This is a genomic window from Nocardioides luti (genome assembly GCF_014212315.1).
Classification (GTDB): domain Bacteria; phylum Actinomycetota; class Actinomycetes; order Propionibacteriales; family Nocardioidaceae; genus Nocardioides; species Nocardioides luti.
On sequence record NZ_JACKXE010000001.1, the window covers coordinates 599,481 to 614,859 of the forward strand.

Annotated in this window: 15 protein-coding genes; 7 read left to right on the forward strand and 8 right to left on the reverse strand. The window is 72.2% G+C overall.

What is annotated here, in order from left to right:
• Window positions 1–19: 19 nt before the first annotated feature.
• The 4 genes from H5V45_RS22205 to H5V45_RS02830 all read left to right on the forward strand — a co-directional run bounded on the left by H5V45_RS22205 (window position 20) and on the right by H5V45_RS02830 (window position 3,434).
• Window positions 20–394, forward strand: coding sequence for a LapA family protein (locus tag H5V45_RS22205; protein ID WP_185251540.1), 375 nt, complete (start codon window positions 20–22; stop codon window positions 392–394).
• Window positions 391–531 (forward strand): hypothetical protein, encoded by a 141-nt coding sequence (locus H5V45_RS02820; protein ID WP_185251541.1) that lies wholly within the window; start codon window positions 391–393, stop codon window positions 529–531. Before H5V45_RS22205 ends, H5V45_RS02820 begins: the two co-directional genes overlap by 4 nt.
• A gap of 292 nt (window positions 532–823) precedes the next feature.
• Entirely contained in the window at window positions 824–1,720 is an 897-nt protein-coding gene (locus H5V45_RS22540) for a thrombospondin type 3 repeat-containing protein (protein WP_343061392.1), read from the forward strand.
• Between the two features lie 499 nt (window positions 1,721–2,219).
• On the forward strand, window positions 2,220–3,434 hold the full coding sequence (locus H5V45_RS02830; RefSeq protein WP_185251543.1) for a PAS domain-containing protein: 1,215 nt from the start codon (window positions 2,220–2,222) through the stop codon (window positions 3,432–3,434).
• Window positions 3,435–3,528: 94 nt separating this feature from the next.
• On the opposite strand, the gene H5V45_RS02835 is transcribed toward H5V45_RS02830, so the two are convergent.
• The 3 genes from H5V45_RS02835 to H5V45_RS02845 all read right to left on the reverse strand — a co-directional run bounded on the left by H5V45_RS02835 (window position 3,529) and on the right by H5V45_RS02845 (window position 6,196).
• Window positions 3,529–5,037, reverse strand: coding sequence for an RNA polymerase sigma factor (locus H5V45_RS02835; protein ID WP_185251544.1), 1,509 nt, complete (start codon window positions 5,035–5,037; stop codon window positions 3,529–3,531).
• 145 nt (window positions 5,038–5,182) lie between these two features.
• Complete coding sequence (locus tag H5V45_RS02840; protein ID WP_185251545.1) at window positions 5,183–5,752, reverse strand: HhH-GPD-type base excision DNA repair protein; 570 nt, start codon at window positions 5,750–5,752, stop codon at window positions 5,183–5,185.
• A gap of 39 nt (window positions 5,753–5,791) precedes the next feature.
• Window positions 5,792–6,196: a universal stress protein gene (locus H5V45_RS02845; RefSeq protein ID WP_185251546.1), complete on the reverse strand. Its 405-nt coding sequence runs from the start codon at window positions 6,194–6,196 to the stop codon at window positions 5,792–5,794.
• 133 nt (window positions 6,197–6,329) lie between these two features.
• Between H5V45_RS02845 and H5V45_RS02850 the strand changes: the two genes are divergently transcribed.
• Window positions 6,330–6,752 carry a hypothetical protein gene (locus tag H5V45_RS02850; RefSeq protein WP_185251547.1) on the forward strand — a complete coding sequence of 141 codons (423 nt, stop codon included), beginning with the start codon at window positions 6,330–6,332 and terminating at the stop codon, window positions 6,750–6,752.
• Between the two features lie 2 nt (window positions 6,753–6,754).
• Here the strand turns inward: H5V45_RS02850 and H5V45_RS02855 are convergent, their stop codons facing one another.
• Complete coding sequence (locus H5V45_RS02855; RefSeq protein WP_185251548.1) at window positions 6,755–8,218, reverse strand: glutamate-cysteine ligase family protein; 1,464 nt, start codon at window positions 8,216–8,218, stop codon at window positions 6,755–6,757.
• A 26-nt stretch (window positions 8,219–8,244) separates the two neighbouring features.
• The gene (locus tag H5V45_RS02860) at window positions 8,245–9,231 is read right to left on the reverse strand and encodes a DUF4192 domain-containing protein (RefSeq protein ID WP_185251549.1); all 987 of its coding nucleotides are present in this window, start codon (window positions 9,229–9,231) and stop codon (window positions 8,245–8,247) included.
• Window positions 9,232–9,346: 115 nt separating this feature from the next.
• Here H5V45_RS02860 and H5V45_RS02865 point away from each other — a divergent pair, with 115 nt between their 5' ends.
• Window positions 9,347–10,681, forward strand: coding sequence for a DNA polymerase IV (locus H5V45_RS02865; RefSeq protein WP_185251550.1), 1,335 nt, complete (start codon window positions 9,347–9,349; stop codon window positions 10,679–10,681).
• Here H5V45_RS02865 and H5V45_RS02870 read toward each other — a convergent pair.
• From H5V45_RS02870 to H5V45_RS02880, 3 genes are all read right to left on the reverse strand, one after another.
• Window positions 10,626–11,495, reverse strand: a complete 870-nt coding sequence (locus H5V45_RS02870) for a 5-oxoprolinase subunit C family protein (RefSeq protein WP_185251551.1) — start codon at window positions 11,493–11,495, stop codon at window positions 10,626–10,628. The genes H5V45_RS02865 and H5V45_RS02870 overlap by 56 nt on opposite strands.
• Window positions 11,492–12,109 (reverse strand): carboxyltransferase domain-containing protein, encoded by a 618-nt coding sequence (locus H5V45_RS02875; RefSeq protein WP_185251552.1) that lies wholly within the window; start codon window positions 12,107–12,109, stop codon window positions 11,492–11,494. The genes H5V45_RS02870 and H5V45_RS02875 overlap by 4 nt, the downstream gene beginning before the upstream one ends.
• A 395-nt stretch (window positions 12,110–12,504) precedes the next feature.
• Entirely contained in the window at window positions 12,505–13,188 is a 684-nt protein-coding gene (locus H5V45_RS02880) for a LamB/YcsF family protein (protein WP_185251553.1), read from the reverse strand.
• Between the two features lie 36 nt (window positions 13,189–13,224).
• Between H5V45_RS02880 and H5V45_RS02885 the strand changes: the two genes are divergently transcribed.
• Window positions 13,225–15,354, forward strand: a complete 2,130-nt coding sequence (locus H5V45_RS02885; protein WP_185251554.1) for a S9 family peptidase — start codon at window positions 13,225–13,227, stop codon at window positions 15,352–15,354.
• The last annotated feature ends 25 nt before the right edge of the window (window positions 15,355–15,379 follow it).

Here is a 15,379-nt window from a genome sequence, read left to right on the forward strand (position 1 = left end):
GGTCGGGTACACATGAGGCATGAGCGACAACACCCCCACGACCCCCGACTCCGCCACAGCCGCTGGTCCCACCACTCCTGACCCCACCTCCACGGTCACGCCGGGCAGCCCCAGCACCCGCCCCACCTCCGGCGACAACCCGCTGCGCGGCTCGCGCACGAGCGGCCTCTGGGCCGCCGTCGTCGCCCTGGGCATCCTGCTGGTGCTGCTCATCATCTTCATCGCGCAGAACACCCAGACCGTGCAGGTGACCTTCCTCGGCTGGGACGGCTCGGCCCCGCTGTCGGTCACCCTGCTGATCGCCACCGCCGCCGGTCTCTTCCTCGCCACCGCCGCGGGCTCCCTGCGGATCCTGCAGCTGCGGCGCCGGGTCAAGCGCGACAAGAAGGCGTGACCGACCTCCTCGGCGACGCCCGACGCGTCCCGAGCGGTCGCGGCCTTTTCTTCGCAGCGCACCACCCGCTGGTCCTCCTGGTCCTGCTGGTGGTCGTCGTGGCCGTCGTCCTGGTCCTGTCCCGCCGAGGGCGCTGAGCGGGCCAATTCACCGAAAGGGTGGACACGAACGGGCCAGACCGAGTGGCCCGATGGGGTGGTATCCCCCTGCCCGGTCGACCGATGTCGGCGTTCGTGTGACGGCCGTCTCTGTCGTGATGTCACCTACGGATTCACAGCCAAGTGACACCTAAGGGGATTCTCGATGTCATCGCTCCGTTCCGTCCGTCGCCTCGCTCTCGGGGCAGCCACCGCAGGTCTCGTCCTGCCCCTCCTCGGCCCATGGACCACCGCTGACGCGGCTCCGGCCGATGGTGCCAGCACGCAGATCGTGACCGAGTCCACGGTCGTGCGGCAGGCCGAGAACACACCGCCGACCGCGCCGTGGGTGTTGTACACCCGCGCAGATACGCCGCCCACCGCCGCCGCCTTCGTCGACGGACCGGCCTCCCCACCGCTCGGGAGCGACAGCCTGCAGCTCAGCACCGCCACGGGAGCCGAGAAGGTGTTCCTGTTCAACTACGACCACGTCGGCACGCGACTGACCGACATCGCCAAGATCAGCTACTCGACCTACCGCCAGACCGGCACGGGCTCGCAGCTCCCCGCGATGAACCTGCAGGTCGACTACAACGGAGCGGCCGATGGCGGCTTCACGACCCTGGTCTTCGAGCCGGTGTACAACACGTCGCAGCAGTCGGTCGCAGAGGGCACCTGGCAGAGCTGGACCGGCACGGGCACCGGCATCTGGTGGTCGACACGGCCCATCAACGGCCAGTGTGCCGGCGCTGTCTACAGCTGCCCCAATTCAGCCAGCGACACCGGCCTGACGCCCTGGAGCCAGATCGTCGCCAACAACCCGGACGCCGTGATCACCGGCGGTGTCGGCGTCAACCAGGGCACCGGCAACGCCGGCCTGCTGTCGAACGTGGACGCGTTCACGTTCGACCGGACGACGTACGACTTCGAGCGCGTCGGCGACCGCGACGGTGACGGAGTCAAGGACGACGTGGACAACTGCGGGTCGACGGCCAACGCCGACCAGTCCGACCAGGACGGTGACGGCCTGGGCGACGCCTGCGACCCCGACCGGGACGGCGACGGCATCCCCAACGAGAGCGACACCAACAGCAAGGACGACTGCAAGAACGGCGGCTACGCACGCTTCACCACGCCGGCGTTCAGGAACCAGGGTGACTGCGTCTCCTACTTCGCCAAGCAGAAGTAGCTTGCCCCGCGCAACCCTCCGGACGCGACAACACCCCGCCCTCCCGAGAGGAACGGGGTGTCGGGTGGCGCCGAGCACTGGGGGGTTGCGCGGGCACCACCGCTGTTCATGATCGCGTGCGGGCCGCACCCACGGCATCGTCCGATCGGGCACAACACGTGGCCCGGACGGGCTGGCCCTGGCTCGCGTCGGCGGAAATGTGAAGAACCGCCGGGGTCTCGGGTCCCCGGCGGTTCATGAGAAATCTAGCGCGGCACGATCGGCCGGGCAACGATTTCTGCTCAAGGTTCCCGCAAGATCGGGAAGCCCTGCGGAGTTCGCGGCCGCGCTGGCGGTTTCCGCCCGGCTGGTGGCCGCCGTCCATGCGTCCGGCTGGGCAAATGAGCAACTGAGAGCTGATGATGACTGAGCGACATCATCCGAGGGCGGATAACTCTGCGTGGGTCGTGGCAGGCGCTCTCAAGTTTCCAGCCGGCGGCATCGAGCGTCCCGTGACGATGTGAGCAGCGCCGGCGACGACGAGGAAGTCCCGGGGTGTGACGAGGTGTCTGAACCCATCGATAGCCCGATGCCGCTGAACGAGGAGCGCGAGCCTGCCCAGCAGGCGCTCGAACGTAGTGAAGAGCGCCACCGGCTCGTGGCTGGCGTGACTCGTGAGGTCATCTGGGATGCGGATCTGTTGACGGGACTGACGAGCTGGTCGGGTGCTGTACGAGACGTCTTCGGCATGCAGCACGATCTCGTGGACATCGACTTCGAGTGGTGGCGCGCGCGCATCCACCCCGCTGACGTCCCCGATGTCCTTGCAGCCCGTGATGCCGCCCTCCGTTCACCCAGCGGGCGATACGGGATCGAGTACCGGTTGAGGCACGAGGCCGGCCGCTACGTCATCGTCTCGGCACGTGGGCAGGTCCTACGCGATGCGGAAGGCGTCGCCGTGCGCTTCCTCGGGTCGATGCTGGATGTCACCGACTTCCGACGTCAGGAGGAGGAGCTCAACTTCGCCCGGCGCGTGGCCGAGAAGGCCAACGACGCGAAGAGCGAGCTTCTTCGTCGCCTGGTGGTCGCTCAAGAGGACGAGAGGGCGCGGATCGCCGCCGACGTCCATGACGATTCCGTCCAGTCCATCGCGGTCCTCGATCTGCGACTCGGGAGCCTCGAACGCCGGCTCGGAGACTCGGCACCCGACTTGGTGCCATCCATCAACGAGCTGAGGGCGGCCGTCAGAGACGTCTCCAGGGGGTTGCGCGACCTCCTCTTCGAACTCGAGCCCGCCCACAGCGGGGCTGACCTCACCGAGACTCTCCGCTCCGCCACGGCACAGATCTTCGAGGAGGTCGACCTGGACTGGACAGTCGGATTCGATGAGGGCGCCGGACCGATGCCGGTGGATTGGCCGAATGACGTCGCACGCGCCCAGATCCTCCGGATCGTCAAGGAGGCCCTGATCAATGTCCGGAAGCACGCAGCGGCCACGCGGGTCGATGTCGTCATCCGACGGGTCGACGGAGGGGTGGAGATCGTCGTCGCGGACGACGGCGTCGGTCCCGCGGGCACCCAGAGTCCTCCCCGCCCCGGTCACCGAGGCCTCGCCACCATGCGGGACCGCGCGGAGATCGCCGGGGGTTGGTGCACGGTCGAGGCAACCTCACCCGGGACCGTGGTAAGGCTCTGGCTACCGTCCACGAGTCCGGGTCCAGCCGGGAGCAGCTGAGGCCCCACCACGCCGGGGTTGCTTGCTCGGTGCCGTGCAAGAGACCTGAGCACCGCCTCCGACGTGCGGTCTCGTCGTTCAGGTGCTCAGGTGCTCAGTCGAGGTAGTCGCGCAGGACCTGCGAGCGCGACGGGTGCCGCAGCTTCGACATCGTCTTCGACTCGATCTGGCGGATCCGCTCGCGGGTCACGCCGTAGACCTTGCCGATCTCGTCGAGGGTCTTCGGCTGGCCGTCGGTCAGGCCGAAGCGCATCGAGACGACGCCTGCCTCACGCTCGGAGAGCGTGTCGAGGACGGCGTGCAGCTGCTCCTGGAGGAGCGTGAACGACACCGCGTCGGCCGGGACGATCGCCTCGGAGTCCTCGATGAGGTCGCCGAACTCGGAGTCGCCGTCCTCGCCGAGGGGCGTGTGCAGCGAGATGGGCTCACGGCCGTACTTCTGGACCTCGATGACCTTCTCGGGGGTCATGTCGAGCTCCTTGGCCAGCTCCTCCGGGGTGGGCTCGCGGCCCAGGTCCTGGAGCATCTGGCGCTGGACGCGCGCGAGCTTGTTGATGACCTCGACCATGTGGACCGGGATCCGGATGGTGCGGGCCTGGTCGGCCATGGCGCGGGTGATGGCCTGACGGATCCACCACGTGGCGTACGTCGAGAACTTGTAGCCCTTGGTGTAGTCGAACTTCTCGACCGCGCGGATCAGGCCGAGGTTGCCCTCCTGGATCAGGTCCAGGAACAGCATGCCGCGACCGGTGTAGCGCTTGGCCAGCGAGACGACGAGACGCAGGTTGGCCTCGAGGAGGTGGTTCTTGGCGCGGCGGCCGTCCTCGGAGATCCACTCGAGCTCCTCGTGGATCTTCGGCGTGATCTTGCCGCCCTTGGCCAGCTTCTCCTCGGAGAAGAGGCCGGCCTCGATCCGCTTGGCGAGCTCGACCTCCATCTCGGCGTTGAGGAGCGGCACCTTGCCGATCTGCTTGAGGTAGTCCTTGACGGGGTCGGCGGTCGCGCCGGCGACCATGACCTGCTGCTCGGGCTCGTCGGTGTCGTCGGCGGCCGAGACCACGAACGTCGCGGACTTCTCGTCCTCGACGATCGTCGGGTCGGTCTTGACGTCCTTCTCGAAGACGTCGTCCGGGATGTCCGGGAGGATCTTCTTGCCGTCGGCGCCGATGGTGGCGGGCTCGACGGCGGCGTCGGCCGTGGCGGCCGCAGCCTTCTTGGCCGGGGCACGCTTGGCCGGAGCCTTCTTCGCCGGGGCCTCGGCCGTGGCGGTCGCGGTGGCGCTCGTCGCGGCCGCGGTCTTCTTGGCCGGGGCCTTCTTGGCGGCGGTCTTGGCCGTCGCGGTGGCGGTCTTGCGCGGCGCGGCGGCAGCGGCGACGGCACGACTGGTCGCGACAGGGATCTGGACCGAGATGCCGAGACCGCTCAGGTGACCCAGCAGTGCCTTGAGGTGGCGGGGTTCCACCTGGGCGTCTTCACTGGCCTGGCGCACCTCCTCGGGCGTCAGGCTGCCGGTCGGGGTGCCACGCTCGATCAGCGCGGCAACGGCAGGGTGCGTGAGCACCTCGGCGGGGAGCATCTTGCGTGCGTTCGAGGACACGAACACCTCTCGTCAACAGACAGTCACAACACGTGCGGACCACATGGGGGCGCGGCAAGGCCCGCTATCGTCAAGAGCCGCGTCGTCATTCTGCCACGGCACCGGTGAGCAGGTGGCATTCCCCCCGCTCCCGCCGACAATCCGTACGCCGTCAGGCCTGCTGCGCCTTCGCGGCGGCCTTCTTCTCCTTCTTGAAGTCCCGCACCTTCTGCAGCGAGGCCGGGTCGACGACGTCCGCCACCGAGCGGAAGCCGTCCTCGGCGTAGGCCCCGACGGCGGTCTCCCAGCCCTCCGGACGGACGCCGAGCTGCTTGGCCAGCAGGGCCACGAAGATCTGCGCCTTCTGCTTGCCGAAGCCCGGCAGCTCCATGACGCGCTTGAGCAGCTCCTTGCCGGAGCCCGTTTCGGACCACAGGCGGGAGGCGTCGCCGTCGTACTTCTCCTCGACGATCGCCGCCAGCGCTTGCAGGCGGGTGGCCATCGAGCCCGGGAAGCGGTGGATCGCCGGGGTGGTCGCGGCCATCGTCGCGAACTCCTCCGGGTCGGCCGCCGCGATCCGCGCGGGGTCGAGCGTGCCGAAGCGGTCGAGGATCTTCGCCGGGCCGCGGAACGCGTGCTCCATGGGGTACTGCTGGTCGAGCATCATCCCGACCAGCAGGGCGAAGGGATCGTCGCTCAGGACCTGGTCGGCGGAGGTGTCGCCGGTGATGTGGATCGCCATGGGGCAAGGATGCCCCATGGCGGCACGGTCAGGTGAGCCTCAGTCGCCGGCCTTGACCGCCAGCACGGCGCAGTGCGCGTCGAGCAGGATGCGCTGGGCGTTGCTGCCCAGGATCAGCTTGCCGACGGGCGAGCGACGGCGCAGGCCGATGACGATCAGCTCGGCGTCGTTGGCCTCGGCGATGCTGATGAGGTCCTCGGCGGGCTCGAACCCGCGGACCAGCTGACGCAGGTCGTAGGTCACGCCCGACTCGTCCAGCCGCTTGCGGACGGCGTCCATCTCGGACTCGGCCTTCTTAGCGGCCGAGGCGTCGAACTCCTGACCACCCCGGTGGGAGTTCACGACGACGAGCTTGGTGCCACGCAGCTTCGCCTCGTCGATCGCCTTGCCCAGTGCCGCTTCGCCCTCCGGCTTGGGCACGTAACCCACTACGACGGTCCCCATCGACCCTCCTCGTCCTCATCAGTCGGGCGCGCTGCCCACGAGGCACGCTAACCGATCCGCGCACGCCGCGGGAGCCTGTGGACGAGCGACGCGCGCGCCGCCGGGATCGGGGAGGGTGGTCGCGGAGGTCGCGATGGAGGGAATCACCGAGCCCGTGCCGACCTGGCTGCACACCGCGCTGCGCCGGGCGGTGCTGGACCACGCGCGTGCGGAGCGGCGTCGCAGCTTCGCCCCGTTGGTGCACGTCGGCACCCCGGGCGGGTCGGAGGCGGTCTTCGCGCTGACCCCCGACGAGCCGTCCGACCACGCGCTGCGGACCGACCTCGTCGCCGCGCTGGTCCGCCGGACCGTGCTCCCGTCCGCCGAGCCGATCGTGTGGCTGACCCGGCCCGGCGACCTCACCGTGCAGGACCACGACCTGCTCTGGCTGTCCGCGGCGCGGGCGGCCTGCGCCGAGGCCGGGCGGCCGCTCACGCTGGTCGTCGTCACGCGGACCGCCTGGCGCGACCCGCGCAGCGGCGTCGGGCGGGTCTGGAAGCGGCTCCGCGAGCGCTGAGCTCACTCCCAGGTGTGGACCGGCTCGTTCGTGTGCATGCCCTGGATGTACTCGAGCAGGGTCGCGCGCAGGGCGTCGTACCGGTCGAGGTCGGACCGCTTGCCCATCCGGCGGACGAACCACTCCGAGCCGGTCACGCCGGTGAGGCAGCGCTGCTCGATGATGCCGAGCAGGCGGTCCCGCTCCTCGGGCGCGGCGCCCCAGGCGTCCAGGCCCTGGTGGGCCAGGGGCAGCAGCCGGCGCAGGATCAGCTCGGTGGCGCGCACCTGGCCGACCCCGGGCCAGTAGATCTGCGCGTCGATCCCCTGCTGGGCCGCGACGTGGAAGTTCTCCTCCGCGGCGCTGAAGGACATCTGCGACCACAGGGGGCGCTCGCTCTCGGCGACCGCGCGCACCAGGCCGAAGTAGAACGCCGCGTTGGCCATCGTGTCGGCCACCGTGGGGCCGGCCGCCAGGAGGCGGTTCTCGACGCGAAGGTGCGGCACTCCCCCGGCGACGTCGTAGACGGGGCGGTTCCAGCGGTAGACCGTGCCGTTGTGCAGGCGCAGCTCGGCGAGCTGCGGGGTGCCGCCGGCCTCGAGGACCTCGAGCGGGTCCTCCTCCTCGGTGACCGGCAGCAGCGCCGGGAAGTAGCGGACGTTCTCCTCGAAGAGGTCGAAGACCGAGGTGATCCAGCGCTCGCCGAACCAGACCCGGGGCCGGACGCCCTGGGCCTTGAGCTCCTCGCTGCGGGTGTCGGTGGCCTGCTCGAAGAGCGGGATCCGGGTCTCCTGCCACAGCTGCTTGCCGAGGAGGTACGGCGAGTTGGTGCCGACGGCCAGCTGCACGGCGGCGATCGCCTGGGAGGCGTTCCAGTAGTCGGCGAACTGGTCCGGCGAGGTCTGCACGTGGAACTGCGTGCTGGTGCAGGCCGCCTCGGGCACGATCGAGTCGGCCGTGGTCTTGAGCGACTCGGTGCCGGTGATCGAGATCGTGATGTCCTCGCCGCGGGCGTTGAGGATCTGCTCGCTGAGCAGGCGGTAGCGCGGGTTGGCGCTGAGGCTCGCGAGCCCCATGTGGCCCTCGTCGAGCGTCGGCAGGATGCCGATCATCACCATGTGCGCGCCCACCTCGGCGGACTTGCTCTCGGCGTCGTTGAGGCTGCGGCGCAGGTTGTCCTCGAAGGTCGTGAGCCCACCCTCGCGGAGCTTGGCCGGCGGCACGTTGATCTCGATGTTGAACTGGCCGAGCTCGGTCTGGAAGTCGGGGTCGGCGATCGCGGCCAGGGCCTCGGCGTTCTTCAGGGCCGGGTCGCCGAGCTCGTCGACGAGGTTCAGCTCGACCTCGATCCCGGTCATCGGGTCGTCGGTGTCGAAGCGCGCCTCGCGCAGCATCCGGGCGAAGACGTCGAGGCAGCGCCGCACCTTCTCCCGGTGCCGGGTCCGGTCGGCCCGGGAGAACTCCTGCGCGTCTACCTCTTCACCCATGACCGCACCCTAGGCGCAAACCCCGCTCAGGTGGAGTGACGACCGCTCCGGGGACGGAGGTGGCCCCACCCCTCCTCCCACTCCCGCGGCGGCACCGCCCGCTGCAGCAGGGCGGCCACGAGGCCGGCCGGGTCCGGTGGGTCCGCACCGTCGGGCGTGACGGCCTCGCACCGGTCGAGGGCGCACCAGGCGAGGGCGCCGTGCCCGGCCAGCCAGGCCGCGAAGGCCAGCAGTGCGGCCGGTGCCGCGGCCAGCGCGTCGGGCGCCCGGCGCAGCAGGTCGGTCCAGAGCTCGACGTGCGCCCGGACGTCGGCGCGGTCCACCTGCTCCCGGGCGACGTCGCGGACGTCCGGCACCCGGACGGCGGTGAGCAGCCGCGCCGCCTCGACGTCGTCGGGCAGCGTCGCATCGCGGACCAGGCGGCGGACCGTGCCGGCGACCCAGACCTGCTCGGTGCCGTCGTCGCGCCCCCATCGGGGCAGGGCGGCCACGGCCGCGGCGACCGCCGCCGCCCGCTCGGGGTCCGGCGCCAGGGAGGCCGCCAGCTCGTCGCGCGACCCGTGCGTGACGCGCCCGTCGAGGACGGCCTGCGCGGCGAAGGGGTGGGCGCTGACGTCGTACGGCACTCCCCCGGCGGGCACGCCCAGTCGCCCGCCCGGGGCGAGGGAGAACCAGCGGCCGTCGTGCGCCCGGAAGGCGTCGAGGACGTCGATGCCCGACGACCGGGCCTCCCGGCGCAGCGCCCCCACCGCGCGGGACGCGGCCGGCCCGTCCGCGGAGTAGGCCACGAGGACGACGTGGCGCACGCCGTGCTCGCGCGCAGGGCCGAGCAGCATCTCCACCACCTCCGTGACCTCGTCGGGACCCGGCGGCAGGTCCACCCGGGCGTGGAACGGGCGCGGGCCGCCGAAGGTGAGCATCACGAGGGAGTCGGTCGGCTGGAAGCCGAGCACGACGGGGACGGCGGCGAGGAGGTCCTCGGGGGTGCGGGCGGTGAGCGTGGTGGGTGTCATGCGGGGAGCCTCCCCGTGGGGGCGGACGGTCGACGCGTGCGCGCTGCGGGCCTGTGGACGACGGGTGCGCCCGGTGACATCCGGGACGGTCGGTGGGCCGCGCTACGGTCCTCGCGTGCGTACGTCGGCGTCGGTCCTCCACCTGGACCTGGACGCGTTCTTCGCCTCCGTCGAGCAGCGTGACAAGCCGTCGCTGCGCGGCAAGCCGGTGGTCGTGGGCGGCGTCGGCGGTCGCGGCGTGGTGGCGACGGCGTCCTACGAGGCCAGGAAGTACGGCGTGCGCTCGGCCATGTCCACGCGCGAGGCGCGGTCCCGCTGCCCGCACGCAGCCTTCCTGACCGGGCGCTTCCACGCCTACCGCGAGGCCAGCGCGATCGTGATGGGGCTGCTCCGCTCCGTCTCGCCGCTGGTCGAGCCGCTCTCGCTCGACGAGGCCTTCGTGGACCTCGCCGCGGCCGACCTGCCCGACCTCGAGCTCGCGACCTGCGTGGCGGTGGCCGAGGACCTCCGCGCGCGGGTGCACGAGGCCACCGGCGGGCTGACGGCCTCGGTGGGGCTCGGCACGTCGAAGTTCATCGCCAAGGTCGCCAGCGACCTCGACAAGCCCGACGGCCTCACCGTGGTGCCGCCGGGGACCGAGCGCGACCTGCTCCGCCCGATGCTCGTGACCGTGATCCCGGGGGTGGGTCCCGCCACGGCCGAGCGGCTGCGCCGCGCCGGCATCCAGACGGTTGCCGACCTCGAGCTGGTCGACCTCGAGGAGCTGGTCCGGCTCGTGGGCAAGGCCCACGGCAACGGCCTCTTCCACCTCGCCCGCGCCCAGGACGACCGCCTCGTCGTGGCCGAGCGCGAGGCCAAGTCGGTCAGCGTCGAGGGCACCTACGACACCGACCTCACCGACCGGAAGCTCATGGAGGGGCTGCTCACGCGCCAGGCCGGCGAGGTCGCCGAGCGGCTGCGCAAGCACGGGCTGTCGGGCCGCACGGTCTCGATCAAGGTCCGCCTCCACGACTTCACCACGCTGAGCCGCTCGAGCACGCTGAGCTCGCCGACCGACAGCACCGCCACCGTCGCCCGGATGGCCCGCGGGCTGCTCGCCGACCTCGACACGTCGGGCGGGGTGCGGCTGCTCGGTGTCGGCGTCTCCGGGCTCGCGGACTGGATCCAGGAGGACCTCTTCGGCGAGACCACCGAGGAGGAGGTGGAGCCGCTGCCCGAGGTCGAGGTGCCCTCGTCGCGCCGCCGCACCTGGTCGCCCGGCATGGACGTCGAGCACACCACGATGGGCCGCGGCTGGGTGTGGGGCGCCGGCCGCGGGGTGGTGACCGTGCGCTTCGAGACGGCCGCGAGCGCGTCCGGCCCGGTGCGGTCCTACCCCGACGACGATCCCGAGCTCAGCGCGTGGCGCCCCGCGGATCCGGACGAAACCGCACCCGCTCCCCCGGCCTGAGCTGCGCGCACTGCCACAGGTCGTCGGGGTGCACGACCGCGACCACGGGGTACCCGCCGGTCGGCGGGTGGTCGGCCAGGAACACCACCGGGCGCCCGCTCGGCGGCACCTGGACGGCGCCCAGGACCATCCCCTCGCTGGCCAGCTCGCCGTCGCGCACGCGCTGCAGCGGCGGCCCGTCGAGGCGCAGCCCGACGCGGTTCGAGTCCGCCTCCACGACGTACGCCGGCCCGCAGAGCGCCGCGAGGGCACCCGCCCCGAACCAGTCGACGCGCGGCCCGGGCAGCACGCGCAGCGGCCCCGTCCGAGGCGGCCGCGGGGTGTCCAGCGGGGCGGGCCGACCGGTCGCCGCACCGACGGGGAGCTCGTCGCCCGCCGCCACCCGGGGCGGCCCGACCCAGGCCAGCGTGTCGGTGGAGCGGGAGCCGAGCACCGGCGCGACGTCGAGACCGCCGGCGACCGCGACGTACGACCGCACGCCGCTCGCGGGCCGGCCCAGCCGCAGCTCCGCCCCGGCGGGCAGCCACTCGGCGCGGGTGTGGCCGCGACCGGCGCCGTCGACGGACACCGGGAGCACCGCACCGGTCACCGCCACCCAGCACCCGTGAGTGGCGCGCAGCACCAGGCCGCCGAGCGTCACCTCCAGCACCGCGGCCGACGACTCGTTGCCGACCAGGCGGTTGGCGAGCGCCGCGGCCGGCCGGTCCAGGGCGCCCGCCCGGGGCACCCCGAGGTGCGCATGACCGGGCCGACCCTCGTCCTGGACCGTCGTGAGGGCACCCACCTCCCACACCTGCAGCACCGTCGGGCTCATCGCGCCACGAACCGGACCCGGGTGCCGGGCGCCAGCAGGGCGGGCTGCTCGCGGGCGGGGTCCCACAGCACGGCGTCGGTCCGCCCGAGGAGGCGCCAGCCGCCGGGTGACTCCGTCGGGTAGACCCCGCACCACCGGTCGGCGAGCCCCACCGAGCCGGCCGGCAACCGCGCCCGCGGCGACTCCAGCCGCGGCACCCACCGCTCCTCCGGCAGCCCGGCGAGGTAGGCGAAGCCCGGCGCGAAGCCGCAGAACGCCGCGGTGAAGTCCACGGCCGTGTGCGCGGCGACGACGCCGGCCTCGTCGGTCCCCCAGGCCTCGGCCACGACGGCCAGGTCGGAGCCGTCGTAGGTCACCTGGATCTCCACGAGCGGCCCGTCCACGGACTCCTCGGTCGGCGTCCACCCGGCGAGCGCGGCCTCCAGCGCGCCGACGTCCGCGACCCCGTCGAACAGCACGGTCCGCGCGGCCGGGACGACCTCCTCGCAGCCGCCGGCGAGCCCCGGGACGGCGGCGAGCGCACCGGACCTCGCCCAGGTGGCCAGGGACAGGGCGGCGCGGGCGTCGTCGACCTCGACGAGCAGCGCGTGGCGTCCGACCGGGCGGGAGTGCACGCGGCCAGTCTGCCGGAAATAGGTGAAGGGCTCCCGGTGGTATGAGCACCAGGAGCCCTTCGAGTTGACCGGAAACGGTGACGCCCGGCCCACCGAACCGGAGCTCCGACCCCGCCGTCCCCGTCACCGGGCCGACGCCGCGAGTTGCCTCGTGGTGTGGGTGTTCGTCCTGCTCGATCTCCAGCTCTTCCCCGGCGAACCGGCGTCGATCTGGTAGGGAGAGTTCTACGTGGCCCGGGTCACGCGGCGCAAGGCTTTCCGGCACATTCCCGCGACATTCCTGCGGTCCCACAGGCTCCTCCACAGAACCGGCCGTTTCTCCACAACAGGGGCCCCGAGTGCACAGGTTCGTGCACAGCCCCTGTGGAGAAGATCCGGGCCGCCACCGGGTGGACTCAGAGGCCGCGCAGCTCCCAGCCGGCCGCCTCGAGCGCCCGGCGTACGGCGTGGGCGTGGGCGACCGCGCCGGGGCTGTCGCCGTGGACGCAGACCGAGTCGACCGACGCCGCCAGCTCGACCGCGCGGGCCGCGACCTCGTCGTCGTCGGTGAGGACGGCGCCGCGCACGGTGCGCGGGAGCAGCCGGCCGTCCGGGCCGTAGCCGCGGTCCGGGAACCCCTCCAGCAGCACCCGCCGACCGGCCGCCTCCGCGAGCCGCAGCGAGGCCCCTGGCATGCCCAGCACCGGCAGGTCGCCGGACCCGGCCAGCACCGCCGCCGCCTGCTCCTCGTCGTCGAGGACCCGGTGGTAGAGCGCGCCGTGCGGCTTGACGTAGCGCACGGTCGTGCCCGCCGACGACGCGATCGCGGTGAGCACCCCGACCTGGTCGAGGACCTGCTCGCGCAGGTCGTCGAAGGCCACGTCGCGCGGCACCCGGCCGAAGTTCTCGCGGTCGGCGTAGGACACCTGCGCGCCGACGGAGACGCCCCGTCGTACGGCCTCGGCACAGACCGCCCGCATGATCGCGGGGTTGCCGGCGTGGTAGCCGCAGGCGACGTTCGCACTGGTGACCACGGCGAGCAGCGCGTCGTCGTCGGTGACCTCCTCACCGAGGTCCGCGTTGAGGTCCAGGATGCGCATGAGGCCGAGGGTAGGACCGCCACTAGGGTTTCCCGAATGCAGCCTCCCCTGGCGGACCGTCGCCCCACCACCCGCGAGATCCACGGCGAGAGCCGCGTCGACGACTACGAGTGGATGCGCGACAAGGAGTCCCCGGACGTCGTCGCCCACCTCGAGGCCGAGAACGCCTACACCGCCGCGCGCACCGAGCACCTCGCGCCGCTGCGCCAGCGGATCTTCGACGAGATCAAGGCCCGCACGCTCGAGACCGACCTGTCGGTCCCGACGCGCAACCGCGGCCACTGGTACTACGGCCGCTCCTTCGAGGGTCGTGAGTACGGCGCCAGCTGCCGCGTCCCGGTGACCGACCCCGACGACTGGACGCCGCCCCGGCCGGCCGCGGACGCCACGCCCGACGAGCCCGCGCTGCCCGGCGAGGAGCTCCTGCTGGACCTCGACCAGCTGGCCGAGGGCCACGACTTCTTCTCGCTCGGCGGCTCGGCGATCAGCCCCGACGGCCGGCTGCTCGCCTACTCGGTCGACGTGGTCGGCGACGAGCGCTACACGATCCGGGTCCTCGACCTGGCGACCCGCGAGCTGCGCGACGACGAGATCACCGGCGCCATCGGCGGCGCCGTCTGGGACCGCGCCGGCGAGCACGTCTACTACACGACCGTGGACGAGTCCTGGCGCGCCGACAAGATCTGGCGGCACCGGCTCGGCACCACCCAGGCCGACGACGTGCTGGTCCACCACGAGCAGGACGCGCGCTTCTGGGTCGGCATCGGCCGCACCCGCACCGACCGCTTCCTGATGATCGCCGCCGGCTCGAAGACGACGACCGAGTACCTCGTCCTCGACGCCGACTCCCCCGACGCCGGCTTCGTGGTGTTCGCGCCTCGCGTCGAGGGCCTCGAGTACTCCCTCGACCACGCCGTCATCGCCGGCGAGGACCGCTTCCTGGTCCTGCACAACCACACCGGGGCGGACTTCGAGCTCGGCAGCGCGCCCGTCGCGCCGACCGCGCCGGACGATTGGGCCCCCCTGGTCGCCCACGACCCCGCCGTACGCCTCGAGGACGTGGACGCCTTCGCCGGCCACCTCGTCGTGCACCAGCGCAGCGAGGGCCTCACCCAGCTGCGCATCCTCGAGCTCGGCGAGCAGGGCGTCGGCGACGACTACCTCGTCGAGTTCGACGAGGAGATCTACACCGTCGCGTCCGGTGGCAACCCCGGCTTCCACCAGCCGACGGTCCGGGTCGGCTACGCCTCGCTCGCGATCCCTTCGTCGGTCTACGACTACGACGTCCGCACCCGCGAGCTCACCCTGCTGCGCCGTGCGCCCGTCCTCGGTGGCTACGACCCGGCCGACTACGAGGAGCACCGGCTCTGGGCGACGAGCCCCGACGGCGCGCAGGTCCCGATCTCGATCGTGTGCCGTCGCGGCGCCCGCGACGCCGGCCCGATCCCGGTCCTGCTCTACGGGTACGGCGCCTACGAGGCGTCGATGGATCCCTACTTCTCGATCGCCCGCCTCTCGATGCTCGACCGCGGCGCCGGCTTCGCGATCGCGCACGTGCGCGGGGGCGGCGAGATGGGCCGGCACTGGTACGACGACGGCAAGCTCTTCCACAAGCAGAACTCCTTCACCGACTTCGCCGCCTGCGCCCGGCACCTCATCGCCGAGGGCTGGACGACCCCCGAGCGCCTGGTCGCCGAGGGCGGCAGCGCCGGCGGCCTGCTGATGGGCGCGGTCGCCAACCAGGCGCCGCAGCTCTTCGGCGGGATCGTCGCGGCCGTCCCGTTCGTGGACGCGCTGACGACGATGCTCGACGCCACGCTGCCGCTGACGGTCACGGAGTACGACGAGTGGGGCAACCCCGAGGCGGACCCGTCCGTCTACGCCTGCATGCGGGCCTACGCGCCGTACGACAACGTGGTCGCGATGGACTACCCGCCGATCCTGGCGGAGACCTCGCTCAACGACACCCGGGTCCTCTACGTCGAGCCCGCGAAGTGGATCGCCAAGCTGCGCGCGACGGCCACGGGCCGCCAGGACTTCCTGCTCCGCACCGAGATGTCGGCCGGCCACGGCGGCGTCTCCGGGCGCTACAAGTCGTGGCACGACCGGGCCTTCTCGCTGGCCTGGATCCTCGACCGGATGGGCCTCGCCGACACGACGCCCTGAGCGGCTCGTTCCGGGTGCTGCTGAG

Coding starts and splice junctions, on each gene's coding strand:
- H5V45_RS22205 (WP_185251540.1), top strand. CDS start 20: ATGAGCGACAACACCCCCACGACCCCCGACTCCGCCACAGCCGCTGGT.
- H5V45_RS02840 (WP_185251545.1), bottom strand. CDS start 5,752: ATGGCGATCCACATCACCGGCGACACCTCCGCCGACCAGGTCCTGAGC.
- H5V45_RS02845 (WP_185251546.1), bottom strand. CDS start 6,196: ATGGGGACCGTCGTAGTGGGTTACGTGCCCAAGCCGGAGGGCGAAGCG.
- H5V45_RS02850 (WP_185251547.1), top strand. CDS start 6,330: ATGGAGGGAATCACCGAGCCCGTGCCGACCTGGCTGCACACCGCGCTG.
- H5V45_RS02855 (WP_185251548.1), bottom strand. CDS start 8,218: ATGGGTGAAGAGGTAGACGCGCAGGAGTTCTCCCGGGCCGACCGGACC.
- H5V45_RS02860 (WP_185251549.1), bottom strand. CDS start 9,231: ATGACACCCACCACGCTCACCGCCCGCACCCCCGAGGACCTCCTCGCC.
- H5V45_RS02870 (WP_185251551.1), bottom strand. CDS start 11,495: ATGAGCCCGACGGTGCTGCAGGTGTGGGAGGTGGGTGCCCTCACGACG.
- H5V45_RS02880 (WP_185251553.1), bottom strand. CDS start 13,188: ATGCGCATCCTGGACCTCAACGCGGACCTCGGTGAGGAGGTCACCGAC.
- H5V45_RS02885 (WP_185251554.1), top strand. CDS start 13,225: ATGCAGCCTCCCCTGGCGGACCGTCGCCCCACCACCCGCGAGATCCAC.